Source organism: Aeromonas sp. WP2-W18-CRE-05 (assembly GCF_014168615.1).
Classification (GTDB): domain Bacteria; phylum Pseudomonadota; class Gammaproteobacteria; order Enterobacterales; family Aeromonadaceae; genus Aeromonas; species Aeromonas caviae.
This window is the reverse complement of record NZ_AP021917.1, coordinates 2,045,872-2,070,706: the sequence shown is the minus strand read 5'-3', so window position 1 is coordinate 2,070,706 and position 24,835 is coordinate 2,045,872. Positions and strand designations below refer to the sequence as shown.

Annotated in this window: 19 protein-coding genes; 7 read left to right on the top strand and 12 right to left on the bottom strand. The window is 62.6% G+C overall.

Translation table 11 applies throughout. From position 1 onward, the window contains the following. Positions 1 to 92: 92 nt before the first annotated feature. Positions 93 to 548 (bottom strand): hypothetical protein, encoded by a 456-nt coding sequence (locus H7R73_RS09770; protein ID WP_042882948.1) that lies wholly within the window; start codon positions 546 to 548, stop codon positions 93 to 95. Positions 549 to 748: 200 nt separating this feature from the next. Here H7R73_RS09770 and suhB point away from each other — a divergent pair, with 200 nt between their 5' ends. After that, a complete protein-coding gene (gene suhB / locus H7R73_RS09765; protein WP_103260297.1) occupies positions 749 to 1,552 on the top strand; it encodes an inositol-1-monophosphatase in 804 nt (267 codons plus the stop codon). Between the two features lie 100 nt (positions 1,553 to 1,652). Here the strand turns inward: suhB and H7R73_RS09760 are convergent, their stop codons facing one another. Next, entirely contained in the window at positions 1,653 to 2,528 is an 876-nt protein-coding gene (locus H7R73_RS09760; protein WP_182951685.1) for a flagellar protein MotY, read from the bottom strand. Positions 2,529 to 2,596: 68 nt separating this feature from the next. Continuing rightward, complete coding sequence (locus H7R73_RS09755; RefSeq protein ID WP_182951684.1) at positions 2,597 to 4,570, bottom strand: methyl-accepting chemotaxis protein; 1,974 nt, start codon at positions 4,568 to 4,570, stop codon at positions 2,597 to 2,599. A 145-nt stretch (positions 4,571 to 4,715) separates the two neighbouring features. On the opposite strand from H7R73_RS09755, the gene rnt reads away from it, so the two are divergent. Both rnt and H7R73_RS09745 read left to right on the top strand, forming a co-directional pair. Further along, entirely contained in the window at positions 4,716 to 5,378 is a 663-nt protein-coding gene (rnt, locus tag H7R73_RS09750) for a ribonuclease T (protein ID WP_010675098.1), read from the top strand. Positions 5,379 to 5,604: 226 nt separating this feature from the next. Further along, the gene (locus H7R73_RS09745) at positions 5,605 to 6,927 is read left to right on the top strand and encodes a Na+/H+ antiporter family protein (protein WP_182951683.1); all 1,323 of its coding nucleotides are present in this window, start codon (positions 5,605 to 5,607) and stop codon (positions 6,925 to 6,927) included. A gap of 63 nt (positions 6,928 to 6,990) precedes the next feature. Here the strand turns inward: H7R73_RS09745 and H7R73_RS09740 are convergent, their stop codons facing one another. From H7R73_RS09740 to ydiJ, 8 genes are all read right to left on the bottom strand, one after another. Further along, a complete protein-coding gene (locus H7R73_RS09740) occupies positions 6,991 to 8,184 on the bottom strand; it encodes an MFS transporter (protein WP_103260298.1) in 1,194 nt (397 codons plus the stop codon). Between the two features lie 104 nt (positions 8,185 to 8,288). Continuing rightward, a complete protein-coding gene (locus tag H7R73_RS09735; protein ID WP_103260299.1) occupies positions 8,289 to 9,194 on the bottom strand; it encodes a LysR family transcriptional regulator in 906 nt (301 codons plus the stop codon). 208 nt (positions 9,195 to 9,402) lie between these two features. After that, entirely contained in the window at positions 9,403 to 11,319 is a 1,917-nt protein-coding gene (locus H7R73_RS09730; RefSeq protein WP_103260300.1) for a putative bifunctional diguanylate cyclase/phosphodiesterase, read from the bottom strand. A gap of 1 nt (position 11,320) precedes the next feature. Then, positions 11,321 to 11,803 carry a molybdopterin-binding oxidoreductase gene (locus H7R73_RS09725; RefSeq protein WP_103260301.1) on the bottom strand — a complete coding sequence of 161 codons (483 nt, stop codon included), beginning with the start codon at positions 11,801 to 11,803 and terminating at the stop codon, positions 11,321 to 11,323. 331 nt (positions 11,804 to 12,134) lie between these two features. Next, the gene (locus H7R73_RS09720; protein ID WP_029314717.1) at positions 12,135 to 14,033 is read right to left on the bottom strand and encodes a DEAD/DEAH box helicase; all 1,899 of its coding nucleotides are present in this window, start codon (positions 14,031 to 14,033) and stop codon (positions 12,135 to 12,137) included. Positions 14,034 to 14,213: 180 nt separating this feature from the next. After that, a complete protein-coding gene (locus tag H7R73_RS09715) occupies positions 14,214 to 14,675 on the bottom strand; it encodes a hotdog fold thioesterase (RefSeq protein ID WP_039038762.1) in 462 nt (153 codons plus the stop codon). A 126-nt stretch (positions 14,676 to 14,801) separates the two neighbouring features. Continuing rightward, positions 14,802 to 15,290, bottom strand: a complete 489-nt coding sequence (locus H7R73_RS09710) for a hypothetical protein (protein ID WP_103260302.1) — start codon at positions 15,288 to 15,290, stop codon at positions 14,802 to 14,804. Beyond that, positions 15,290 to 18,346, bottom strand: coding sequence for a D-2-hydroxyglutarate dehydrogenase YdiJ (gene ydiJ, locus H7R73_RS09705; protein WP_182951682.1), 3,057 nt, complete (start codon positions 18,344 to 18,346; stop codon positions 15,290 to 15,292). Before ydiJ ends, H7R73_RS09710 begins: the two co-directional genes overlap by 1 nt. A 169-nt stretch (positions 18,347 to 18,515) precedes the next feature. Here ydiJ and H7R73_RS09700 point away from each other — a divergent pair, with 169 nt between their 5' ends. The 4 genes from H7R73_RS09700 (at position 18,516) to H7R73_RS09685 (ending at position 23,703) form a co-directional block, all read left to right on the top strand. Then, positions 18,516 to 19,442, top strand: coding sequence for a cation diffusion facilitator family transporter (locus tag H7R73_RS09700; RefSeq protein ID WP_041214996.1), 927 nt, complete (start codon positions 18,516 to 18,518; stop codon positions 19,440 to 19,442). A 303-nt stretch (positions 19,443 to 19,745) separates the two neighbouring features. Next, positions 19,746 to 21,287: a TerC family protein gene (locus H7R73_RS09695; RefSeq protein ID WP_103260304.1), complete on the top strand. Its 1,542-nt coding sequence runs from the start codon at positions 19,746 to 19,748 to the stop codon at positions 21,285 to 21,287. A gap of 175 nt (positions 21,288 to 21,462) precedes the next feature. Further along, entirely contained in the window at positions 21,463 to 22,572 is a 1,110-nt protein-coding gene (locus H7R73_RS09690; RefSeq protein ID WP_103260305.1) for an alkene reductase, read from the top strand. 144 nt (positions 22,573 to 22,716) lie between these two features. Beyond that, the gene (locus H7R73_RS09685; protein WP_103260306.1) at positions 22,717 to 23,703 is read left to right on the top strand and encodes a zinc-binding dehydrogenase; all 987 of its coding nucleotides are present in this window, start codon (positions 22,717 to 22,719) and stop codon (positions 23,701 to 23,703) included. Between the two features lie 74 nt (positions 23,704 to 23,777). Here the strand turns inward: H7R73_RS09685 and H7R73_RS09680 are convergent, their stop codons facing one another. Next, complete coding sequence (locus H7R73_RS09680) at positions 23,778 to 24,797, bottom strand: adenosine deaminase (RefSeq protein ID WP_103260307.1); 1,020 nt, start codon at positions 24,795 to 24,797, stop codon at positions 23,778 to 23,780. Positions 24,798 to 24,835: the final 38 nt, after the last annotated feature.

Here is a 24,835-nt window from a genome sequence, read left to right as displayed (position 1 = left end):
GCCGCTGCGCAGGCCATAGCAAAGCGGCACAATGTCGGTCAGTTATGACAAATATTGTGCCCCTTGAACAGCCCGCATCGAGGGGGAGATGATTAGCTGCTCAGTACCCCTGGTTGGCGCTGGCGCAGCAAGATAAGACGGGAAAGCAGCGGGAAATAGGATTCAAACTTGCTTTGCAGCACCAGGCTGCAGGCAGGATCCGCCAGTTCGGCCTCATCCAGCAGAATACCGTTGGAGACGAAATAAAAATGCGGATCCCGGACATCCGGCCCCTGTGGAGTATGTTCATACTGTCGATGCACCAACAGGGGAAGCACCGGCAATCCCAGTGCACTGCCTCCTGCTGGCCAGAGCGGAGCAGGCCAGGCAGCCCCCTCTTCTTCCAGCAGCAGGATCGCCGCTTCGTCCTTCGACGGTTGCCACTGCTGGGGCTGTGCCACCCGGACCTCGGTGACATAATCGCTCTCTTCGCTGGCGGCACGCAGTGCGGCCAACACACCCAGAGTCGTCGGCGACGACGGTTTCTGACTGATTAATGACAGATTCATGGCTCATATCCCTATGCTCACCACAGCCTGTTATCCGGCTGTCGCGATAAGACTAGTTGATTACAGGTCTTTATTGGAGCCGTCAGATCTGTCAGTCCCTCCCCTGACCGAATGAGGGCATAGCAGTTGCTATTCCCGAATATCTTGGTAAGATGTCGCGTCCTTTTATCCCCCGTTCTTTAACATCCAGTGGTGAACCTATGCATCCGATGCTGAATATCGCCGTGCGCGCTGCGCGCAACGCCGGTCAAGTAGTAGTAAAAGCCTTTTCTCAACCCGAGAACATCGAGGTTATCCAGAAAGGCAGCAATGACTTCGTGACCAACGTTGACCGTGACGCCGAAGCGGCCATCATTCACACCATCAAAAAATCTTACCCGGAACACAGCATCGTTGCTGAAGAGTCTGGCGAGATTGCCGGTACCAATCCGGACTACCAATGGATCATCGACCCACTGGATGGCACGACCAACCTGGTCAAAGGCATTCCGCACTTTGCCGTTTCCATCGCTCTGCGCGTCAAGGGCAAGACCGAACAAGCCGTTGTCTACGATCCCATCCGTGACGAGCTGTTCACTGCCACCCGCGGCAGCGGCGCCCAGCTGAACGGCTACCGCATCCGTGTCGGCAAGGCCAAAGACCTCTCCGGCACCATCCTGGCCACCGGGTTCCCGTTCAAGCAGAAGCACCACATCGAACCCTACCTGAAGATGTTCCAGAGCATGTTCATCGAGTGTGCAGACATCCGTCGTGCTGGCTCCGCCGCGCTGGATCTCGCCTATGTGGCCGCTGGCCGCGTCGACGGTTTCTGGGAAATCGGCCTCAAGCCCTGGGACACCGCCGCCGGTGAGCTGCTGGCCAAAGAAGCCGGCGCCATCGTCACCGACTTCGTCGGTGGTCACAACTACGAAAACTCCGGCAACATCGTGGTGGCCAACCCCCGCGTGCTGAAAGAGATGCTCGGCAAGATCCGCGAAAACCTGCCGGAATCCCTGGCCAAGTAATCCCGGATACCCGCGAAAAAAATGCCAGTCGGTTCGCCGACTGGCATTTTTTATTCCTGACTACAGCGAAAATCCCGCCCCTCTCGATGACTCAGCGGGATCAGATAGTGCCGTTGCGTCCCATGTTGATCACCACCCGGCGGTTCTTGGCTCGGCCAGCTTCCGTTTCGTTGGAGGCCACGTGCTGTTTCTCACCGTGCCCTTCCACCGAGATCTTGCCCTCCTCGATGCCGAGATCCACAAACACCTGCTTGATGGCATCCGCCCGCTTCTCGGAGAGCTTCTGGTTTGGCCAGCGGCCGCCATAGCTGTCGCTGTAGGCGTCGATCACCACCACATCGATGCTCTTGTCTGCCTTCACATAGTCACCGATCATCGCCAGCCGCCGCTTGGAGGCCGGTGACAACTGATCGCTGTTCTTGTCATAGGAGAGCACGCTGAAGGCGATGTCGTTGAAGCTGTAGGGCAGCAAGCCACTCAGGCAGTCCATGAACGCCTGGTACTTGACCCTGAAATTGACCGACGAGAGCGATACCCGCGCCGGCCTGTCCTGACGATACCAGTCGCGATACTGGAAAGTCGGCATACGCCCTCCTTCCAGCTCGTCCAGCATGGTCCAAGCGGTCTGCCCCGCCACCAGGCCGTCAAACTGCTGATAAAACTGCAACTGGCTGATCTGTCGCCCAGCCACCCCGGGGCGCCAGCTGGGGGGCATGATCCCGAGGCTCACTGTCTGGGTACGCGCCTGGGGTCGCTGCCCCTTGAGCTCGAAATCCAGATTGATCTTGCGCCCGGCCCGGCTGACAAAGGCCCCGGTTCCCCAGCGGGGAATAGGATGCTCCAGCCTGCACTCCACCTGGGTATCAGAGGTCAGGCGCCAGACGGATTGATCCAGACCGGCGCCAAATTCGGTCACGCCCGCCTGCAACTGCATACTCACTGATATGCTGATCAACCCCAACACCCAAGCATTCAACGGCTTGTCCTCCACACTATCTCGAATTATCTATCGGCAGCGGCAGGACAAGCTTTAGGTCAAAACGCTCAGTGGGGGGAAGAAGGGGCCATCAGCTTGAAGCTGGCGATGCGTCCCGCCAGATCCCGGGCCAGGGCATCCAGTTCGGCACTGTGTTGTTGCAGGGTATGGGAGTGCTGGCGATGGGCCTCATACACGTCACGGATGGTCATCACGTTTTGCTGGATGTCGTCGGTCACGTAACGCTGCTCCTCGGTGGCGGTGGCCACCTGGGCCGTCATGTCGCTCACCTTGCGCACCTCGTTGACGATGTCGGTCAGCTCGCTCCCCGCCCGTTTGGCCTCCGTCACGCTAAGACCCGCCTGTTCGGTGCCCGTGTGCATGGCAGCCACCGCCTCGTTGGCCCCCTGGCGCAAGCGGCCCAGCATCCGCTCTATGTCATCCGCCGCCTGCTGGGTACGGGAGGCAAGCGCTCTGACCTCATCGGCCACCACTGCAAAGCCGCGCCCGGATTCACCGGCACGGGCCGCCTCGATGGCGGCATTGAGGGCCAGCAGGTTGGTTCTGTCCGAGATCTGCTTGATGAGGCTCAAGGCCTCCCCCACCGACTCGGTATCCCGATGCAGGCTGTCCACCAGGTGCCGGGTATCCACCAGCGTGCCCGCCACCTGCTGGATGGTGTGGATGGTCTGATCCACCTCCTTGTCACCCTGCTTCGCCCGGCCGATGGCCTGCTGAGTCACCTGGGAGGTCTGGGTGGCGTTGCGGGCAATCTCCGCGACAGTCGATGCCATCTCGGTGGCGGCAGTCGCCACCAGATCCACCTGCCCGCATCCCCTGACTACGCCGGCATTCACCTCGGCAATGACCTCGGCCGAGCTGGCGGCGCTGCGTATCAGCACGTCACAGGAGTGGCGCACAGCCAGCAGCAAACTCTCCAGGTGCCCGAGGAAATGGTTCAGATCCCGCGCCAGGGCCCCCAGCTCATCCCCGGATCGCCAGTCGACCCGCACGGTCAGGTCGTTCTCCTGCACCAGGCGCTTGAAGGTCTGGTGCAGGGCCATGAAGCCCAGATGCAGATCCCGCACCACCCGCCAGCAGACGAAGGTGGTCAGGACGATGCACAGCAACACGCCAGCCGCCCCCCACCAGAAGTCACTGGCACTCCCGACCCGCATCTGTTCAACCCGCTCGAAGAGCTGCTGATAGAGGCTGTCTTCTATCTCCTTGAGCAGACCTATCTTGTCGGTACTCAAGGCAAACCAGGCCTCCGCATCGACACCAAAACCGCCGCTTGCCGCCTTGTCCAGGGCCAGTTTCTCCATGGCGGCCACCTTGGCCACCACGGGTGAGGCGAGGCTGTCGTTCAGCAACTGACGCTGGGCGGGACTCGCCACCGCCTGGAAACGTTCGAGATAGGTGTTCTGGGCCGCCAGCAGGGAGATGAACTGCTGCAACAGCGCAGGCGTGAAGCTGTCACGGCCAAAGACGTTGCTGAGCGTCGCCCGCTCCAGCCCCGCACGCTCCTTGCTCTGCAGGAAGGCGGCGTAGGCATTGGTCTGCAGGGCGATGGTGGCATCCATGCTGCCGACGCTTATCTTGTCCACCACCGCCAGCAAGGCGTTCACGAGGCGGGTATAGAAGCCGACCTGTTCCGCCACCTCGACCCCCAGGGCGCTGACCCGCTCACGCATGGCGGTGAGTCCGGCCACTCCCTGCTGCACCTCGGTCAGCGCCAGCAAGGCAGGATCCTGATGAAAACGCTGCAACAGGCTGTCCACCACCTTGCGCTGGGCAGGCAGCGCATCGCGAAACTTGTTGCCGCCAGAGCCGAGGAAACCGGCCGACATGCCGCGCTCCCGTTGCAGCTCATGGGCCAGCTGCGCCGCCTCCTTCACCACCGCCAGCGCGACCAGGGCGCCGCTCATCTCCTGTTCGACCCGATAACGTTCATAGACGTACCGGCCGGAGAAAAACAGCAGGGCCAACAGCGGCAGACAGACCACCAACATCATCTTGTGTGCCAATCCCAGCTTCTTCATCGTCCTCTCCCTCCATGGTTGACGTCGCCCATTATAAGCACAGGTGTTTCAAAATGGCCCTCTTGCCGTCCCATGGCGGCAGATAAGGGACAAGGGCACGCTTTTTTGCCATAATGCCGCCTCCTTTCACGCCGACCGAGATACCATGACCGACGCCGTTCACACCCTCAAGGGCCGTTTTCGCGGCTTTTACCCCGTCGTCATCGATGTTGAAACCGCCGGATTCAATGCCAAGACAGATGCCCTGCTGGAAATAGCCGCCCACACCCTCAAGATGGATGAGCAGGGCTGGCTCGTCCCTGACCAGATCTTCCATTTTCATGTCCAGCCCTTTGAGGGTGCCAATCTGGAGAAAGCGGCGCTGGAGTTCACCGGCATCGACCCCTTCAACCCGCTGCGGGGCGCGGTGGACGAGAAGGAAGCACTCACCGAGATCTTCAAGGGGGTGCGCAAGGGCATGAAGGAGCAGGATTGTGGTCGCGCCATCATAGTGGCCCACAACGCCACCTTCGACCACGGCTTCGTGATGGCCGCCGCCGAGCGGGCCGGCCTCAAGCGCAATCCGTTCCACCCCTTCGCCACCTTCGACACCGCCGCCCTCTCGGGTCTTGCCCTGGGGCAGACTGTGCTGGCCAAGGCCTGTCAGAGCGCCAATATCCCCTTTGACAACAAAGAGGCCCACTCGGCCCTCTACGACACCGAGCGCACCACAGAGCTCTTCTGCCACATCGTCAATCGCTGGAAGAGCCTGGGAGGCTGGCCTCTGGCCAACCCGGATGAAACGACGGACACCGAAGACGAGGGCTGAACACTCCCAGCCCCTGCCCAGACAGGCTGCCCATGGCAGCCTGTCTGCATGAGGGGACCTGTCTGGGCAACGAAGAAGGGCCATTTTCCCGGTTCCCGTTCACCTCCAGCAGAAGATGCGTCCCTTGGCCGGGATCTGCCGATTTTTTTCTCGACATTTAGCCTGTTTTTCGCAAACTAGCTGGCTTTCACACGACTGACAGCAACACAATCCATAAGGAAATCAAATGAATCCTGTTGTTATCGCGGTGGCGCTGATGCTGGTGCTCAGCCTGCTGCGGATCAATGTGGTGGTCTCCCTCGCCATCGGTGCCATCGTGGGTGGCCTGCTCGGCGGACTCTCCCTCGAGCAGACCCTCAGCACCTTCACCGGCGGCCTGGGCGGCGGTGCAGAAATCGCCCTCTCCTACGCCATGCTGGGGGCTTTCGCGGTAGCCATCTCCCGCTCCGGCATCACCGATCTGCTGGCCCGCAAGGCCATCAACCAGCTCGGCAAGGATGCCAGCAGCACCCGCATTCTCTGGGTCAAGAGCCTGCTGCTCACCTCGGTGCTCGCGGTCTCCATCTCCTCCCAGAACCTGATCCCGGTGCACATCGCCTTCATTCCCATCCTGATCCCGCCGCTGCTGCATGTCATGGCCCAGATGCAGATCGACCGCCGTCAGGTGGCCTGCGTCATCACCTTCGGCCTGACCGCTACCTACATGCTGCTGCCGGTGGGCTTTGGCGGCATTTTCCTGAACAACATCCTGGCCAAGAATCTCGTCGACAACGGCGTACCTGTGGAATTCAGCCAGTTGCCCCTGGCGATGGCCATCCCGGTATTCGGCATGTTCCTCGGCCTGCTCATCGCCGTCTTCTTCAGCTACCGCAAGCCGCGTCAGTATGATCTGGAGAAGATCCTGGCCGCCGAACCCGAGACGGTCGAGCTCAATCTCAACCACATCTGGGTCGCCCTGCTGGCCATCGCCGTGGCACTCGGTCTGCAACTGATGACCAACAGCATCGTGCTGGGGGCGCTCGCAGGCTTCATCATCTTCACCTGCGGCGGCGTCATCAAATTCCGCGAGAGCCAGGATGCCTTCACCCAGGGTGTGCGCATGATGTCCCTCATCGGCTTCATCATGATCTCGGCCGCAGGCTTCGCCGCCGTCATGAAGGAGACCCACGGGGTGGAGAGTCTGGTGCAGTCCGTCTCCAGCATGATGGCAGGTCACAAGGGACTGGCGGCCTTCCTGATGCTGCTGGTGGGCCTGCTCATCACCATGGGGATCGGCTCCTCCTTCTCCACCGTGCCCATCATCGCCACCATCTATGTGCCCCTGTGCATCCACCTCGGCTTCTCGCCCATGGCGACCATCGCCCTGGTGGGCACCGCGGGCGCGCTGGGGGACGCGGGTTCCCCCGCCTCCGACTCGACGCTCGGCCCCACATCGGGCCTCAATGCCGACGGTCAGCACGACCACATCTGGGACAGCGTGGTGCCAACCTTCATCCACTACAACATCCCCCTGGTGATCTTCGGCTGGATTGCCGCCATGGTGCTCTGAGTCCATCCCAAGCAGACAGACAAAAGGCGACCCCGGGGTCGCCTTTCTTGTCTTGCACATGCCTCAGATGACCGGTTGCAGCCCCCGCCTGCCGGCCAGGGCGCAGAGACAGGCAACCAGGGCCAACCCCATGCCGGCTGCTCCCACCCCGAGCCAGTGTCCCTGTTGCCAGACCAGCATCCCCAGGCTGGAGCCGAGGGTTCCCCCCAGGAACATGCCGGTCATGAAGAGGGTATTGATGCGCCCCCTGGCCTCAGGTCTCAGACCATAGATGCGCTGCTGATGGGCGATGAGTGCGCTCTGCACGCCGAGATCCAGCAAGATGACCCCGCACGCCAGCCCGGCCAGAGAGAGCAACAGCTCGAAGCAGATCCAGGCAAGCACCACCAGCACGGCACCGGCCAATACCACTGGTCTGGCCCCCAACCGATCCGCCATCCGGCCTGCCAGAGGAGCCGCCACCACCCCAGCCACCCCGATGACGCCGAACAGACCCGCCATGTCGGCCCCCAACCCATAGGCAGGTTCGGCCAGGTAGAACGCCAGCACGGTCCAGAAGGCGCTGAAGGAGGCAAACAGCAAGGCCTGGGTCAGGGTCGCGCGGCGCAAGGCGGGCTCCTCGCGCCACAGACCGACCAGAGAGTGAAGCAGACGGCCATAACCGAGGGGAGAGCGCGGCAATCCAGACGGTATCATCCTGGCCATCAGCAGGGCCCCCGACAGGGCAAGGGGAATGGCCAGCCAGAACATGGCGCGCCAACTGCCATAGGCGGTGACCAGGCCGGCGACGGTGCGGCTGAGCAGTATTCCGGCCAGCAGGCCGCTCATCACGCTGCCGACCACGGCACCACGGCGGGCGGGATCTGCCAGGGTCGCCGCCACCGGGACTATCTGCTGGGCCGCCGTGGCCCCGATGCCGAGCAGGACGGAGGCCAGCATCAAGGTGGTGGCACTCGTGGCCGTGGCCGCCAGCAGGGAAGCCAGCGCGATCAGTGCAAACTGCCCCGGAATAAGCCAGCGGCGCTCGACCACATCGCCAAGCGGCACCAGCAAAAGCAGACCCATGGCATAGCCGAGCTGGGTCAGCATGGCGATCAATGGCATGCCCGAGTGCCCGGGAAAGTCCTGCGTCATCACCGCCAGCATGGGCTGGTTGTAGTAGATGTTGGCAACTGCCAGGCCGCATGACAGGGCCATGGCGAAGAGCAGGGAGGGGCCGGGAGTTGCGGCCCCTCCGGCAGAAGGCGATGTACTCATTATCTTCTCCTCGTGGTAGAAGGGCTCCCGCCAGGATACGGGCCCCATGCGCACAGCCTACCCGGGGAGTGTCGCCACCAGTAGAGCGGTGGGGACCATAACAGTTATTCCGCTGGCGTATGCCCCACGCCGGGCAGGCCGGTCACGAATGCCAGAAAGGTGCTCGCCTTGGCACCAGGCTGGCGGCCTGCCGGGAGCAGGGTCCAGAGCTCCTGCATGGGCAGTTGCCACTCGGGCAGCACCGCCACCACCTCGCCGCGGGCAAGCTCGGGGGCAAACATCCACTCCGAGGCGATACCGAGCCCCAGTCCTGCCAGCACGGCGGCGCGCATGCCTTCGGCCGCCGAGACCGTCAGCCTGCCTTCTCCGGAAACCACCTTCTCTTCGACGCCACGGCGAAATCGCCACTGTTGCCCCATTCCAGGCCGTGGACTGTAAAGCACCAGATCATGCTGTTGCAGGGCCTGAGGGGTCTCAGGCTCTCCTTTGGCGGCCAGATAGGCCGGCGTCGCCAGCACCCGCATGTCGCTTCGGGCGAGGCAGCGGGCGACCAACGACGAGTCGGCCTGTTTGCCGATCCGCAGAGCCACCTCGATGCCCGCCGAAATGAGATCCACATTACCGTCATCCAGCAGGATCTCCAGATCCAGTCCCGGGTGAGCCGCCAGAAAACCGGCAAGATGGGGAATGATATGCAGGCGGGCGAAAGTGACGGGAGCACTCACCCGCAGGCGTCCGCTCAGGCCCGCCCGGCATTGCTGCACCATGGCATCGGCCTCGTTGACCTGGGCCAGGATCTCTCTCGCCCGCAGATAGTAGGCCTCTCCGGCCTCGGTAGGCGCCAGCCCCCGGGTCGAGCGCAGCAACAGGCGGCTACCAAGGTGCGCCTCAAGCTGGGCAATCAATCTGGAAACCGTGGGTTGCCCCATCCCCAGTCGGCGGGCCACCGCCGAAAACGAGCCGGTCTCCACCGCCAGCACGAACACCTCCATCACCCCCAAGCGATCCATTTATGGCTCCTCTGTCCTGTGGCACTGTTCGTGGCACAAGGTAGCACCGGGCCTGTCCTCTCGCACCCTCGTTCTGGCAGGAGGCACAATAAAGCCACGTCATGGGCGGTCCTGCCATGGGAGAAAGGTGTCGGGATGAAATATCAACCAGGAACAATCGAACAGAGGGACTCGAAGACAAGGCTACAGGAGCTCGATTGCCCCAAGGCTAGCCCAGTGCCACCTCCTGAATGGCGGCGCTGTGGGCGAAATAGCGGTGACAGAATTGCATGAACTCCGGCAGCGGCAAGGGACGCGAGTAGAAATAACCCTGGATCTCATCCACCCCTATGGTGAGCACCGCCTTGAGCTCATCGCTGTTTTCCACCCCTTCTGCCACGACGCGCACCCCCAACTGATGAGAGAGGGTGGTGATGGTTTCGACGAAGAGCGCCTGCCGGGTGTCACTGTCGATCGCGGTGATAAAAGATCTGTCGATCTTGAGCTTGTCGAAATAGAGTTCACGCAGGTAAGAGAACGAGGACCAGCCGGTTCCGAAGTCATCGAGGGCCACCCGTACCCCTATCTGGCGCAGGGAGTGAATGATCTGCTTGCTCAGGGCGATGTCATCGAGGGCGATGGTTTCGGTCAGCTCCACTATCAACTGGTGCAGCCCCAACGGTCCATCTTCCATCTTCTCTTCAATCTCCCTGGCCAACCCCATGTTGAACATGGAGTTGGAGAGGTTGATGGAGATCTCGAGCGGTGCTAGCACCTCCTTCGGGAAGCCGGACAGATCGAGCTGCATGCGCCGGATGATCCAGCCCCCGAGCGCCTCGCCCAACCCGTTCTCTTCTGCCAGCGAGATGATGTCGAGGGGGGCAATAAAGCCATATTCAGGATGATGCCAGCGGATCAGCGCCTCGGCCCCCAGCCTCACCACACTCTGACCGCGTACGATGGGCTGATAGTAAAGGGCCAGTTGCGGGCATTGCGGGCAGTGGATAAGCTCCCGCAGCTCGGTCGACAGCCGGCGTTTGCGCTGATAGTGCTGATACATGCTGCTGGAGAAGAGCACATTGCGATTCAGCCGCTTGCGCTTGGCGCTGTCGAGGGCGATATCGGCAAACAACAGCATCTCTTCCGGTGAATGATCCGGTTTCACGTACTGGCTGGTGCCCATGAAGACCCGGACCCGGTGCGCCGGATCGGCGGCAAACACCAGATCCGCCAGCTCGCTGCGCAGTTGCTCCAGAAACGGAAAGCGCAGATAGGTGGGCATGGTGCCGGTGATGATGAGGGTGAACTCGTCACTGCCGGTTCGGGCAACGAAGATCCCCTGGCCAGAGGCGGCCTTGATCCGCGCCGCAAGCCGTTTGAGCAAGGCGTCCCCCACTTCGTAACCCAGACTGTCATTGACCTCCCTGAAATGCCCCAGATCCATGAGACAGACGGTGATGCTGCTGCGCCGACCGGGATGGCTGGTCCACTGCTGGAGGTGCTTGATGAGCGCCGCCCGGTTGGGGAGACGGGTGAGAGGGTCGTTCCACGCCAGAAAATGCTGGCGACGCACTTCGCGAAACAGCACCATCAACATCACCATGGTCGCCAACATCAGAAATCCCAGGATGAAGAAGTTCTGGGTTTTCGACTCGTTGAGCAGCTCGCGCTGGGCGATGGCAGAAGGCCCGGTGAAGTTTTTCACCATCACGTCCCGCACCCCCCGCATCTCGTCATCGAGCGCGGCCGTGAACATCTTGAGTGCAGGGGAATTCGGCTCCCCTTGCACCACATCCTGCTCATAGCGTTCGAAGAGAGCGAGGATCTTGCCGACCGCCTTGTCCGCACCGAATCGGGCCCTGACCGACTTTGCCTCCTCCCCGTGCAGGAAGACATCGAGCCGGTTCCAGGCAATGTCAAAGCGCTTGTTCATCTCCTCCCGGCTGGCGGCACCGGCACGATAGAGCTGCAAGCCCTCCTCGAAGGCGTGGATCTCCAGCTCGAGCTGAGCCAGTGCCCAGGCGGAGAGCTGGGTGTAGCGCATCACCGCATTGAACGCGCGGTCATAGTTCCAGACCGACCAGAGGGTCACCCCCAAAAAGGTGGTCACCATCAGGATCAGGCTCAAGAACTTGCCGCGCAGCATCTTATTTGCTCTCCAGCGCCGTCAGCTGCCACACCATCCGGCTGTGATAGAGCTCCTTGTTGAGTTCGGGATGGTCGGTGAGGGGATAAATGACCCAGAGCGGCCCCTTGTTGCGCAGGGTCAGCGCCTTGCCATCCTGCTTCTCGGCCACCAGCACCGGGTACTTATCCCCGTCTTCCAGCGGCAGTGCGGCCCAGTATTCATTGACCGCGAGGGCCTTGACCTCCTGGCTCTTGAGACCGTAGATCCTGACCAGGTCCCGCAGCAACACCCCGCGATAGAGGTGCTCCCCCTCGGTCCAGGGCGTCCCCGTCTTAACCTCCGTCTGCGGCAAGGCCTCAAACTCGGCACGGGTCAGCACCACCTCCCCCTTGCCATTGCAGCACCCCGCCCCCGCAATTCTGAAGAAGGGCTCCTCCGCCAACACCATACCCGACACGAGCCATCCAGATATCAGCAACACCTTGCCAAACCACTTGCCCATCACGCACCTCCCTGTCATACGGTTTATTTATTCATCTCACTCTGCTGACTCATATGCAAACAACAGAAGGCACCTTCAGACCAAAGTCGCAGTCGTTTGCAACCAGCAACTATCTCTGCGCCTTCCAAAAGTACCCAATCGCTTCCCAAAGAATGACACCAGGCGCCACCCCCAGGCAAATGGATTACACCATTTTTCTTTTCACTGGCTCCTCATAAAACCGGGTGCCCGCCACGGCCGGAAAAAGGTGACAATCTTCGCTAGGCATCTGAAAAACAGACACAAAAAAGGCCGCTCCATGGAGCGGCCTTCTCATCAGTGCAGTCAGGGTTTAGCTGTCGCGGCGCTTGTTGCCACCGAATTTGCGACCCTTGTCGAAACCGCCTTCACGGCGATCCTTGTTGAAGGGACGGTCACCCTGGGGACGGCGATCCTTGTTGAAAGGACGGTCGCCACGGAACGGACGATCACCACGGGGCGGACGGGGAGCAGTGTTGCCACCGGCCGGCACTTCGGTGTAACGGGTGATCTGCAGCGGACGCTGGCAGACACGGGCCTTCTTGATCACTTCCAGCACCTCGGCGCTCATGCCCTTGGGCAGATCGACGGTGGAGAAGTCATCGGCGATGTCGATGTTGCCGATGAAGCGGCTCTCGATGTTCGCTTCGTTGGCGATGGCACCCACGATCTGGCCCGGCTTGACGCCGTGATGGGCGCCCACGTCGACGCGGTAGCGCTCCATCTCCACATCCGGGTTGTCTTTCAGCGGACGCGGCTCCAGGGACGGCATGCGACGGGCCGGACGATCGCCACGGTCACCGAAGTCACGACCGCCACGGTCGTTGAACTCACGACGCTCGAAGCCACCGCGATCGTTGCCGGCGTTGAACACCGGATCCGGGATGGAGTCATCCAGCAGCAGCGGTTGATCGCCCTGTACCAGCTTGGCCAGTGCGGCAGCCAGCTCCAGCGGATCGGCAGAATCTTCTTCGATCAGCTCGTTCACCAGGTTGTGGTAGATCTCGAGCTCTTCACCCATCATGGTTTCGCGGATGCGCTCCTTGAACTTGGCCAGACGGTGCTGGTTGATGTCCTCGGTGCTCGGCATCTTCATCGGCTCGATGGCTTGACGAGTGGCGTGCTCGATGGCACGCAGCATGCGGCGCTCGCGCGGCGCCACGAACAGGATGGCTTCACCCTTGCGACCGGCACGGCCGGTACGGCCGATACGGTGAACGTAGGATTCGGTGTCGTAGGGAATGTCGTAGTTCACTACGTGGGTGATGCGCTCAACGTCCAGACCGCGGGCGACCACGTCGGTGGCGATCAGGATGTCCAGCTGGCCCTGACGCAGCTTGTCAACGGTACGCTCACGCAGTTTCTGCGGGATGTCACCGTGCAGCGCTTCACAGGCGTGACCACGGGCAGCCAGCTTGCCTGCCAGCTCTTCGGCGGCGTTCTTGGTACGCACGAACACCAGCAGGGCTTCGTAGGATTCCACTTCCAGCAGACGGGTCATGGCGTCCAGCTTGTGCAGACCGGTCACCTGCCAGTAACGCTGGCGAATGGTGGTGGCGGTCGCGGTCTTGGAGGCGATCTTGATCTCTTTGGGCTGCTTCAGGTGCTTCTGGGCAACACGACGGATCTGCTCCGGCATGGTGGCAGAGAACAGGGCAACCTGACGACCGGCCGGGCACTGATCCATGATCCAGTCCACGTCGTCGATGAAGCCCATGCGCAGCATTTCGTCCGCTTCATCCAGCACCAGGGCTTTCAGACCGGAGAGGTCCAGGTTCTTGCGACGGATCAGGTCCATCACGCGGCCCGGGGTACCCACGACAACCTGGGCACCGCGACGCAGGGCGCGGGTCTGGGTTTCGTAGGAAGCGCCGCCGTAGATGGGCAGCACGTGGAAATCGGGCATGTGGTGGGCATAGCGTTGGCACGCCTCTGCCACCTGCAGGGCCAGCTCGCGGGTCGGGGCCAGCACCAGGATCTGGGTGTTGCGGTTACCAGCTTCCAGACGAGACAACAGAGGCAAGGCAAAAGCAGCGGTCTTCCCTGTACCGGTTTGTGCCTGCCCCAGCAGATCGTGTCCCGCCATCAGGTGGGGAATTGCTGCGGCCTGGATGGGAGACGGGCGCTCATAGCCCACGTCCTGCAGCGCTTTCAATACGGGCGCGGCCAGTCCAAGCTCACTAAAAAGGGGCAGTTGTTCGGTATCAGACATAGATTCTTCCAGATTAAGGCAGGCGGCTAACACCGCGGAATAGCAAAAAGGCGGCGATTATAGCGCCACTTTGTTCTGCTGTCTTGAAAAATGTGATAGGTGTCTCAAGACGTTGGCAATTATAGAGGGATCTCGCGACTATGGCTTGCTTATTTTTCACTCATGATGCGTTATTGCGGATCACGCTTCGCCAGAGTCCTTGTCCCGCTTGTGCTTGAGCACCGCCATGGTCAATCGGCTGGTGCACAATAAACGACCACGTTCATCGCGAATCTCGATCTGCCACACCTGAGTCGTCGCCCCCAGATGCAGCGGCGCGCAGCGCCCCGTCACCACCCCTTCCCGCTTGGCCCGTAGGTGATTGGCATTGACCTCCAGCCCCACGCAATAACTCTCCTCCCCCACCGCCATGTTGGCCGCAAGCGATCCCAGCGTTTCCGCCAGCACCACGGAGGCGCCGCCGTGCAGCATGCCGAGCGGCTGATGGGTGCGATGATCCACCGGCATGGTGGCCTCCAGCCAGTCGGGGCCAAAGGCGGTGTAGACGATGTCGAGGTGGGCCATCAGGGTGTTGCGGGAGCTGGCGTTGAGCCCCTCCAGGCTCATGGGTTTGCGCCAGATGGGGCTGCTTTCTTGACTCATGGTGAGCGGACTCCTTGCGTGATCAACGGGTTATCGCTGCGCTGTAGTGGCAAACCAGCAGTGTCGGCGAAAAAGGAGCAAAAAAAAAGATGCCCACGCCGGGGCATCTTGCATCGAGATTGACCCTCACCAGGGATAGGTCACCCCTGGCCACTCGGCCCAAGGGCCGTCCCGCCCCGGCAGACGCGGCTCGGACCAGCGCCATACCTTGCCGAGCCAGGCGCGCAGTTCGGCTTCGAGTTCGCTGTCCGTGAGCGGCACCTCGGCCACCTTCCAGAAGAAGAGCTCCACCTGCACCTCCGGCAGCACCGACGGATAGAGGTAAACCCCGCCCCAGAAGCGGGGCTCCCTGTCCGGGCTCCAGAGGCCATAGGCAAAGGAGCGCTTGGCCAGAAACTCGGAGTGCTGCCACTCCAAATCGGCCTCGTGCTGACTCAGGCTGAAATGGGCGGAGGGCCACACATCGTCCGGGCGAAACAGCTGATGGAGCTGCTCCCGCTCGCGCAGGATGGCGACAAACTCCACCACGGCCTGGGACGGCGTGGTGGGGAGCAATAGAAAATGCGGGTGCCGATAGGCCTTTGGCACCCGGAATCCCTTGGGAAAGTGGAGCATCAGAGCATTTCCAGCAGGGCCTGCAGCGGGTGCTTGAGCTTCTCCCCCTCCATCCGCTTGACCTGGCTGCGGCACGAATATCCGGTGGCCAGGCAGCGAGCCTTGGGCAGGCGTTCAAGAGGCTCGGCCCAGCTCAGACCGTAGATCCCCTTGGAGTTCTCCACCTGTCTGGCATCGTGACCATAGGTGCCCGCCATGCCGCAGCAACCCACCGACACCGGCTGCAAACGTGCACCGAAGCGACCAAACAGGGTGCTCCAGTCACCGTGGGTGGTGGGCTTGGCGGTCTTCTCGGTGCAGTGGGCAAACAGATACCAGGGGTCGGCGGCAGCCTCTTCCCGCAGCGGCAGCGCCTCGGCAGGCAGGGAGAGCAGCCACTCCTGGGGCAGCAGCACCTGGAAATCGCCGCGGGCGGGGCCGAGCGCCTTCACGTACTCGTCCCGGTAGCAGAGCACCAGAGAGGGGTCGACCCCCACCATGGGGATGCCGAGGGCCGCCACCTTGTTGAGGAACTGGGCGCTGCTGGCAGCAGTGCGGGCGAAGGCGCGCAGGAATCCCTTCACGTGCTGAGGCTTGCCGTTGGGTTTGAACGGCAGCAGGTAGGGCTGATAGCCCAGCTTGCTGGCCAGCTTCACCAGGTCACGCACCACGGGGGCGTCGTAATAGCTGGTAAAGGGATCCTGCACAATGAGCACCACTTTTTGGCGCTGCTCGGGGCTCATGGCCTCGAGGCCCGGCAGATCGAAATAGCGGGCGCGGTGATCCCGCAGCTCCTCGGCCAGGGTCGGCACGGAGAGCAGCGGCACATCCACCATGCCGATGCTCTTCTCGGTCGCCTTCTGGGCCCACTCTTTTTCGAGGAAGAAGTTGACCAGCTTGGGGGCCTTGGCCAACAGGGGCGCATAGCTTTCTACCGTGCCCACGAAATAATCCTTGGGGCCGCGCAGATATCGGCTGTGATAGAGCTGCATGAAGCGGGCGCGGAAGGTGGGCACATCCACCTTGATGGGGCACTGGCTGGTGCATGCCTTGCACGCAAGGCACCCCTCCATCGCCTCCATCACCTCGTGGGAGAAGTCATACTCGCCCCGGGCGCGGGCCACCGTATTGCGGAACTTGTCGACGATCTGCTTGAAGCGCAGACCGCCGCTTTGCAGCGCCACCTCTTCGGCAAGGGGATCGAAGCCCTGCTCCGACAACTGGCGCAGCCATTCACGCATCAGGCCAGCCCGCCCCTTGGGGGAGTGACGGCGGTCGCGGCTGATCTTGACCGAGGGGCACATGGGGGAGTCGGTCTCGAAGGTGAAGCAGAGGCCATTGCCGTTGCAATCGAGGGCCCGGGTATAGCTCTCGCGCACGGCAATCGGGATCTGGCGGTCGAATTTGCCGCGCTTGGGCCCGTCCACCGAGACAAGCGAAGCGCCGCTGCCATAAGGCATGCAGATCTTGCCCGGGTTGATGCGGTTGGCCGGGTCAAATGCCCCCTTGACCCGTTGCAGCTCTTCCCACAGCTCGCCGAAAAAGGCGGGGCTGTATTCGGAGCGAAAGCCCTTGCCGTGCTCCCCCCACATCAGGCCGCCATATTTGGCGGTCAGCGCCACCACCTGATCCGAGATGCGCCGCAGCAGCACCTCCTGCTCCGGATCGCACAAGTCCAGCGCCGGGCGCACATGCAGCACCCCGGCATCGACGTGGCCGAACATGCCGTAGTCAAGGCCATGGGCATCGAGCAGGGCACGAAACTCCATGATGAAGTCCGCCAGGGATTCCGGCGGCACGGCGGTGTCTTCGGTGAAGGCCACCGGCTTTTTGCGCCCTTCGGCGTTGCCGAGCAGCCCCACCGACTTCTTGCGCATGCCATAGATGGTCTCGATGCTCGGCAGGTGGTCGCACACCTGATAGCCAATGACCCCCGCTTCACCACGCGCCAGCAGGCCGTCGATGCGCCGGCACAGCTCGTCCACCTTGGCCTTGTGTTCGGCCTCGTCAGTATCCGCAAACTCGACGATGTTGAGCCCCTGCAGATCCTTGCCCGGCACATCCTGGATGAGATCCTTCACCGAGTGCCAGATGATGTCGGCGCGGGCCAGTCCCAGCACCCGGGAGTCCACCGTCTCCACCGACAGCGCCTCGGCCTCAACCATAAAGGGGGCATTGCGCAGAGCCGACGGGAAACTGTCGTACTTGACGTTGACCAAGGTGCGGTAGAGCGGGATAGGGGTGATGTTGAGCCTAGCTTCGGTGATAAAACCCAAGGAACCTTCCGAACCGCACAGCACCCGGCTGACGTCCAGGGTGTCGCTCTCGGGCTGATAGAGGTGCTTGAGATCGTAACCGGTCAGAAAGCGGTTGAGCTTGGGGAAGGTGGCTTCGATGTCGGCGCGCCGCTCGCGGCCGATGCGATAGAGGGTGCGATAGATCTCCCCTTCACGGGTCTCGAGGGCCAGCTTGTCCGCCAGACGCTGACCGGTCACCGGCTCGGTCGCCATGATATCACCGTTTTCCAGCACGGCCTTGAGGCCGAGCACATGATCCGAGGTCTTGCCGTACACCAAGGAGCCCTGCCCCGAGGCATCGGTGTTGACCATGCCCCCCAGGGTGGCCCGGTTGGAAGTGGAGAGATCCGGCGAGAAGAAGTAGCCGTGGGGCTTCAAAAAGGCGTTGAGCTGGTCTTTGACCACTCCTGCCTGGGCCCGCACCCAACCCTCTTCCAGATTAATTTCCATGATCTGGTTCATATGGCGCGAGAGATCGACGATAATGCCGCCGCCCAAGGATTGGCCATTGGTGCCGGTACCGCCGCCGCGAGGGAAGAAACTCAAGGTCGCGTACTCGGGCCCCTGGGCCAGCTTGAGCATCACCGCTATGTCATCCGCGCTGCGCGGATAGAGAACCGCCTGAGGTACGACCTGATAGACGCTGTTATCCGTCGCCATCGCCAACCGGCTTGCATAAGACTTTTCGATATCACCACGAAATGCTGATCGCGCCAGCAACTCAAGAAACTGCAGGGTTGTAGGTGACAAACTGTCCTGGTAATCGAGTCTCGGGATCATGAATCCTTGTTCCCATCCTTTGCTTGATGCCGGCATTCCGGCGACAACGACCGTTCGGACCTGCCTCTTTGCGGGTGTCCGAACCAGTCCGCTCACATGTGAGCGGGCAGTATATCAGCTAGAAAACCGCTTGCGCGCGCAATCTTCACCATTTGAAAGGAGGACTTTTATGGCTCACTACAGCCATGTTATCAGTACGCTTATTCGCACCGAAAAACAGGCGCTGACCCTGTCGCTGTTTGGTTGCATCACCTTTGCCATTTTCGGGATCGGCTATGGTCTGTTCGTCGGTTCCAACGCCATCATGCTGGACGGCATCTTCACCCTGTTCAGCATGGGCATGACGGGCCTTGGGCTCATCACCGCCTACCTGGTTACCCGCCCCTCCGACGCCCGTTTCCAATACGGCTACGCCCACTTCGAACCCATCGCCAACGTCATCAACGGCGCCATCATTCTGCTGCTCTGCCTCGGTGCCCTCTATGGCGGCATCACCTCCCTTCTGGCAGGAGGACGGGAGATCGATCTCGGCCACGCCCTCATCTATGCCGTCGTCTCCACCTTCTTCTGCGGCATCCTCTATCTCATCGAGGCCGACGTGGCCGAGCGGGTCAACTCCGAGCTGGTGCGGGTGGACTCCAAGGAGTGGCTGGTGGATACCCTGCTCAGCGCCACCCTGCTCATCGGCTTTCTGGTCGCCATCGGGCTCGATACCCTGGGTTACGGCCACTACAACCGCTACATAGACCCGGTGCTGGTCTCGCTGCTGGCCCTGTGTGCCACCCTCATCCCCATCAAGGTGCTCGGTCGCAACCTGCGGGAAGTGCTGAAGATTGCCCCCAAGGGGGATGTCTCCCGGCTGGTGGCAAGCGAAGTCGAGGCCCTGCGCCTGCGCCATGGGGTCGAGTGCTACAGCCACCTGGCAAAAAGCGGCCGCCGCTTCGATCTCGAGCTCAACATCCTGGTGGCCCCCGGCCAGGAGTGGCCCGTCGAACGCCAGGATGCCCTGCGCCAGGAGCTCTGGTCTCGCCTCGGCGACACCCTGGGAGACGCTTGGCTCTCGGTCTGCTTCACCCGGGAAAAACGCTGGTTGTAAGCCGCAAGGCGGGGCTTGCCTGGCAAGCTCCGCCCGCTCCTGTCGCCCCGCTGGGCGAGCGAACCTTCCCCCTGCGCTGCCCGCCCCCTCTTGCCAAATACGGGATTCCCGTTATCATCAGGGCTCACTTTTGACCCGAGGTTTTATTGCCCATCATGGACAATCCCCGAAGTAGCCCTTCGTCTTTTCCCATCAAAGCCTATCTGTACCTGCTCAACCAACGCCTCTGAAGCGATCGTCTCCGTCACCACGGCCACGCCGTGACCACGATTCACTGCATCTGTCTTCATTGAGGTCAATCACATGGAATTCTTGCTGGACCCGTCAATCTGGGTCGGTCTGCTTACCCTGATCATCCTGGAAATCGTTCTCGGGATAGACAACCTGGTCTTCATCGCCATCCTGGTGAAAAAACTGCCCCCCGCCCAGCGGGACAAGGCGCGCATCATCGGTCTCTCCCTGGCCCTGCTGATGCGCCTGGGACTGCTCACCATCATGTCATGGCTGGTCACCCTCACGGCTCCTCTGCTGCACATCTGGGATCACCCCTTCTCCGGTCGGGATCTCATCCTGATGGGAGGCGGCCTCTTCCTGCTGTTCAAGGCCACCTCCGAGCTGCATGAGCGACTCGAGGCCAAGCCCGAGGAGCAAGGCGGCACCGGCGTCTATGCCGGGTTCGGGGTGGTGATCGCCCAGATCCTGGTGCTGGATGCGGTCTTCTCCCTGGACTCCATCATCACCGCCGTCGGCATGGTGGATCACCTCGGCGTCATGATGGCGGCCGTGACCATCGCCATGGTAGTGATGGTGCTCGCCTCCAAGCCCCTGACCCGCTTCGTCAACGCCCATCCCACTGTGGTGGTGCTCTGCCTGAGCTTCCTCTTGATGATCGGCTTCAGCCTGGTGGCGGAGGGCTTCGGCTTCCACATTCCGAAGGGCTACCTCTACGCGGCCATCGGCTTCTCGGTGCTCATCGAGTTCTTCAACCAGCTCGCCCAGCGCAGTGCCCTGCGCCATGAGGCGCGCCAGCCCCTGCGCGAGCGCACCACCGCCGCCATCTTCAAGCTGATGGGGGGGAACAAGCGCTCAGCCCACCCGCAGGAGGACGAAGAAGAGGTGCAGGCTCAGCCCCTGCCCCCCGGTTTCGGTGAAGAGGAGCGTTACATGGTGAGCGGCGTGCTGTCGCTGGCCGAGCGTTCCATTCGCACCATCATGACCCCGCGCTCCGAGATGGAGTGGATCGACGTGAGCGACAGCGAGGACGAGATCCGCGCCCTGCTGCAACGGGCCCCCCACAGCCTGTTCCCGGTCTGTGACGGGGAGCTGGACGAGATCATCGGGGTGGTCAAGGCTCGGGATCTGCTGTTTGCCCTCAACGAGGGGCAATCCCTGGCAGCGCTTGCCAGACAGAACGAGCCCGTCATCGTGCCCCAGACCATCAACGTGATCCGGCTGCTGGCGGAGCTGCGCCAGGCCAGGGGCAGCCTCATTCTGGTGGCGGACGAGTTCGGCGTCATCCAGGGGCTGGTCACCAACCACGATCTGCTGGAGGCCATCGTCGGCGAGCTGCCGGACGAGGACGAGACCCCCGATGTGGTGCGCGAGGGCGAGCACTGGCTCATCCACGGCACCACCAACATCCATCAGGTGGAGCAGACACTGAACTGCGACGGGCTGGTGAGCGAGAGCGACGAGTACGTGACCCTGGCGGGCATGCTGCTCTCCCACTTCGGCAGCCTGCCCGACGTCGGTCAGCAGTTGCACCTCGGCCAGTTCTGCTTCGAGGTCATGGCCGTGAGCGAGCGGCGCATCGAGCGAGTACGGGTCACCCCACTCTCCCCCTGATCATCGGTGGCAATGCAGCAAAAGAGGGCCTTTGGCCCTCTTTTTTCTGGCGCGAGCCAGGCCCCTCCCGCGCCATTGCTGCGATAACGGCAATTCTCTTCTGCAATACCCCCTCTTTTTCACAATAAAAATCCCCTTTAGAGTCACCTCACTCCCAAAGATTGAGGAATCCATCATGCACCACGATCCCCTGTTCTGCCCCCTTCGCCTCGGCCAGCTGCACCTTGCCAACCGCATCGTCATGCCCCCCATGACCCGCTCCCGCGCCAGCCAGCCCGGGGACGTGGCCAACGCCATGATGGCGACCTACTACGCCCAGCGTGCCGGGGCCGGCCTCATCATCAGCGAAGGCACCCAGATAGATCCCCTGGGCAAGGGCTACGCCTGGACGCCGGGCATCCACAGCGCCGAGCAGGTGGCAGGCTGGAAGCAGGTAACCGATGCCGTCCACGCCGAGGGTGGCATCATGTTCGCCCAGCTCTGGCACGTGGGCCGGGTCACCCATCCTGACAACATCGGCGGCGCCCAGCCCCTCTCCTCCTCCGCCATCCAGGCCAAGGGAGTGAAGGTGTTCGTCGACAACGGCAGCGATGCCCCGGGGTTTGTGGAGACCGTCACCCCGCGCGCCATGACCCAGGCCGACATCGACGCCGTGGTGGGGCAGTTTCGCCGGGCCGCCCGCAACGCCATGGAAGCGGGCTTTGACGGCATCGAGTTGCACGCCGCCAACGGCTACCTCATCAACCAGTTCCTCGACTCCGAGTCCAATACCCGCACCGACAGCTATGGCGGTTCGCTCGAAAACCGGCTGCGTTTCCTCAAAGAGGTGACCGAGGCGGTCAGTGACGAGATCGGTCCCGACCGGGTCGGGGTACGCCTTGCGCCGCTCACCACCCTCAACGGCACCGTGGATGCCAATCCCCAGGAGACCTACCTGGCCGCCGCGCGCCTGCTGGGCCAGCTCGGCGTGGTCTATCTGCACGTCGCCGAAGCGGACTGGGACGACGCCCCCCTGATGGCGGAGAGCTTCAAGCAGGGGCTGCGCGATGCCTTCCCCAACACCCTCATCTACGCCGGCAAGTACGATGGGGAACGCGCCCGCGCCGCCATCGAGGCAGGCTGGGCCGACATGATTGGCTTCGGTCGCCCCTTCGTGGCCAACCCCGACTTGCCGAACCGCCTGCGCCACGGCCATCCGTTCGCCCCCCACGATCCCGCCACCCTGTTTGGCGGCGGCGAGAAAGGGCTGACCGATTACCCCGTCTATGGGGCAGAGCGGGCATAAGGCGGCTGGCGCCGAACGCCTTACCGGGCGGGCCCTCCAACAGGGGGCTCGCCTTGTTGTCTTGCCAGTGCAACAACAACCCAAGGCATTGTTACGCCATGTGATTCAATCAGGGCACCCACCCCTCTCATCCAAGGAGTCACCATGAACCATACCCAGGCCTGGTGCTGGCACGCCCCCGGCGAACCGGACCAGCTCACTCTCACCCGGCAAGCGCTCCCCACCCCCGGGCCCGACGAGGTCCTCGTCGCCAACCGGATCATCGCCTTCAATCCGGTGGACTGGAAACTCATCGAACAGGGTCATCCCCACTGGCAGCCAGGCCATGTGCCCGGCGTCGATGGCATGGGCACCCTGGTGGCGCTGGGGGCCAACGTCACCCACCTGCGCCCCGGCACCCGGGTCGCCTATCACACCGACCTGCGCCACGGCGGCAGCTTTGCCCGCCACACCCTGGTGCCGGCTCGCGCCCTGATGCCGGTGCCCGATGCCCTGAGCGACGAGGCGGCCGCCGCGCTCCCCTGCCCCGGCCTCACCGCCTGGCAGGCACTGGCCAAGCTGCCGCACCTGCACGGGGAGGCCCTGCTCATCACGGGGGCTGGCAGCAGTGTCGGCCGCTTCGCGGTGCAACTTGCCCTTAAGCAGGGGGCCCGCGTCTTTGCCAGCGCCAGCCCGCGCCACCACCAGTGGCTCAAACAGCTAGGCGTGCAGGGGGTGGCGGACTATCGGGATCCCGACTGGCTGGCCCAGTTGCAGGCCGCCAACGGCGGTGAACCCTTCGAGGGGATCATCGATCTGGTCTCCAGCCAGCAGGCAGAAGCCTTGCTGCCTGCCCTTGGCTATTACGGCCACATGGTGACGGTGCTCGGGCGCATCGCGCGCAACCCGCTGCCCGCCTTTAGCCATTGCCACTCATTGCACGAGATTGCCCTCGGCGCCCAGCACGCCTTTGGCTCGGACAAGCAGTGGAGCCGTCTGGTAGCGGCCGGTGTCGCCATGATGGCGCAGATGGCGAGCGGCGAGCTGACCCTGCCGCCGCTGGTGGTGGGCAACTTCGACGCCCTGCCCGCCCTGCTCACCCGCGTCAAGCAGGAGGGACAAGGGGAGAAGTATCTGGTGCGGGTGGGTTGATACCCGCCCAACGATGGCACAAAGAGGCCCGCCATGGCGGGCCTCCTCCATTCAAGGTGTGCAAGGCGGCCTGCTCAGTGCAGGCTCACCCCGTGCAGGGCGGCATGGAGGCGAATGTCCCGGGTCAGGCGCACCTTGTCCGCAAGGCTCAGCCAGCTCGCCTCCACGGCATTGAGACTGAGGCGGCACAGCTGCTCCTGGCTGGCGCCAAGCCCGTCGGCCAGGGCCTGGAAGTTGGCCCCCAGGTATCCCCCGAAATAGGCGGGATCGTCGGAGTTCACGGTGACGCAGAGCCCCTGCTCCAGCAGCCTCAGCACATTGTGGTGGGCCATCTGGTCAAACACCCTGAGGCGCACGTTGGAGAGCGGGCAGACGGTGAGGGGCAACCGGGTATCCGCCAGATAGCTCAGCAGCGCGGGATCCTCGACGCAGCGCACCCCGTGATCGATGCGTTGCACCCCGAGCTCCCGGATCGCCTGCCAGATGTAGTCCGCAGGTCCCTCCTCCCCCGCGTGGGCCACCACCGGCAGCCCCAGTTCCCTGGCCCGGGCAAAAACCCGTGCAAACTTGCTGGGCGGGTTGCCCTGCTCCCCCGAATCGAGGCCGACCCCGTGCAGGCGCGCCTGGTGCGGCGTGGCCTCTGCCAGGGTGGCGAATGCCGCCTCTTCACTCAGGTGGCGCAGGAAGCTCATGATAAGACGCCAGCTGATGCCAAAGGCTGCTTCGCCAGCCTGCAACGCCCGCTCGATGCCCCCCAGCACGGTGGCAAAAGGCACCCCGCGGGCGGTGTGGGTCTGGGGATCGAAAAAGATCTCCACGTGCACCACGTGATCGGCAACGCAGCGCTCGAGATAGGCCCAGGTGAGGTCGAAGAAGTCCTGTTCGTGGATGAGCACGCTGGCACCGAGGTAGTAGAGATCGAGGAAGGATTGCAGGCCGTCGAACTCATAGGCGGCGCGCAGGCTGTCGACATCGGGCCAGGGCAGCGCCACCCCGTTGCGCTGGCCGATGGCGAACATCAGCTCGGGTTCGAGGGTCCCCTCGATATGCAGGTGCAGTTCCAGCTTGGGCAAGTCGGCAATAAAGTGCTCCATGATGACGGCTCCATCGTCAGACTCCGTGCGGGCACCAC

Excerpts from the sequence above, each read along its gene's own strand:
- H7R73_RS09770 (WP_042882948.1), bottom strand. The coding sequence starts at position 548 with ATGAATCTGTCATTAATCAGTCAGAAACCGTCGTCGCCGACGACTCTG.
- suhB (WP_103260297.1), top strand. The coding sequence starts at position 749 with ATGCATCCGATGCTGAATATCGCCGTGCGCGCTGCGCGCAACGCCGGT.
- H7R73_RS09755 (WP_182951684.1), bottom strand. The coding sequence starts at position 4,570 with ATGAAGAAGCTGGGATTGGCACACAAGATGATGTTGGTGGTCTGTCTG.
- rnt (WP_010675098.1), top strand. The coding sequence starts at position 4,716 with ATGACCGACGCCGTTCACACCCTCAAGGGCCGTTTTCGCGGCTTTTAC.
- H7R73_RS09745 (WP_182951683.1), top strand. The coding sequence starts at position 5,605 with ATGAATCCTGTTGTTATCGCGGTGGCGCTGATGCTGGTGCTCAGCCTG.
- H7R73_RS09740 (WP_103260298.1), bottom strand. The coding sequence starts at position 8,184 with ATGAGTACATCGCCTTCTGCCGGAGGGGCCGCAACTCCCGGCCCCTCC.
- H7R73_RS09735 (WP_103260299.1), bottom strand. The coding sequence starts at position 9,194 with ATGGATCGCTTGGGGGTGATGGAGGTGTTCGTGCTGGCGGTGGAGACC.
- H7R73_RS09730 (WP_103260300.1), bottom strand. The coding sequence starts at position 11,319 with ATGCTGCGCGGCAAGTTCTTGAGCCTGATCCTGATGGTGACCACCTTT.
- H7R73_RS09725 (WP_103260301.1), bottom strand. The coding sequence starts at position 11,803 with ATGGGCAAGTGGTTTGGCAAGGTGTTGCTGATATCTGGATGGCTCGTG.
- H7R73_RS09720 (WP_029314717.1), bottom strand. The coding sequence starts at position 14,033 with ATGTCTGATACCGAACAACTGCCCCTTTTTAGTGAGCTTGGACTGGCC.
- H7R73_RS09715 (WP_039038762.1), bottom strand. The coding sequence starts at position 14,675 with ATGAGTCAAGAAAGCAGCCCCATCTGGCGCAAACCCATGAGCCTGGAG.
- H7R73_RS09710 (WP_103260302.1), bottom strand. The coding sequence starts at position 15,290 with ATGCTCCACTTTCCCAAGGGATTCCGGGTGCCAAAGGCCTATCGGCAC.
- ydiJ (WP_182951682.1), bottom strand. The coding sequence starts at position 18,346 with ATGATCCCGAGACTCGATTACCAGGACAGTTTGTCACCTACAACCCTG.
- H7R73_RS09700 (WP_041214996.1), top strand. The coding sequence starts at position 18,516 with ATGGCTCACTACAGCCATGTTATCAGTACGCTTATTCGCACCGAAAAA.
- H7R73_RS09695 (WP_103260304.1), top strand. The coding sequence starts at position 19,746 with ATGGAATTCTTGCTGGACCCGTCAATCTGGGTCGGTCTGCTTACCCTG.
- H7R73_RS09690 (WP_103260305.1), top strand. The coding sequence starts at position 21,463 with ATGCACCACGATCCCCTGTTCTGCCCCCTTCGCCTCGGCCAGCTGCAC.
- H7R73_RS09685 (WP_103260306.1), top strand. The coding sequence starts at position 22,717 with ATGAACCATACCCAGGCCTGGTGCTGGCACGCCCCCGGCGAACCGGAC.
- H7R73_RS09680 (WP_103260307.1), bottom strand. The coding sequence starts at position 24,797 with ATGGAGCACTTTATTGCCGACTTGCCCAAGCTGGAACTGCACCTGCAT.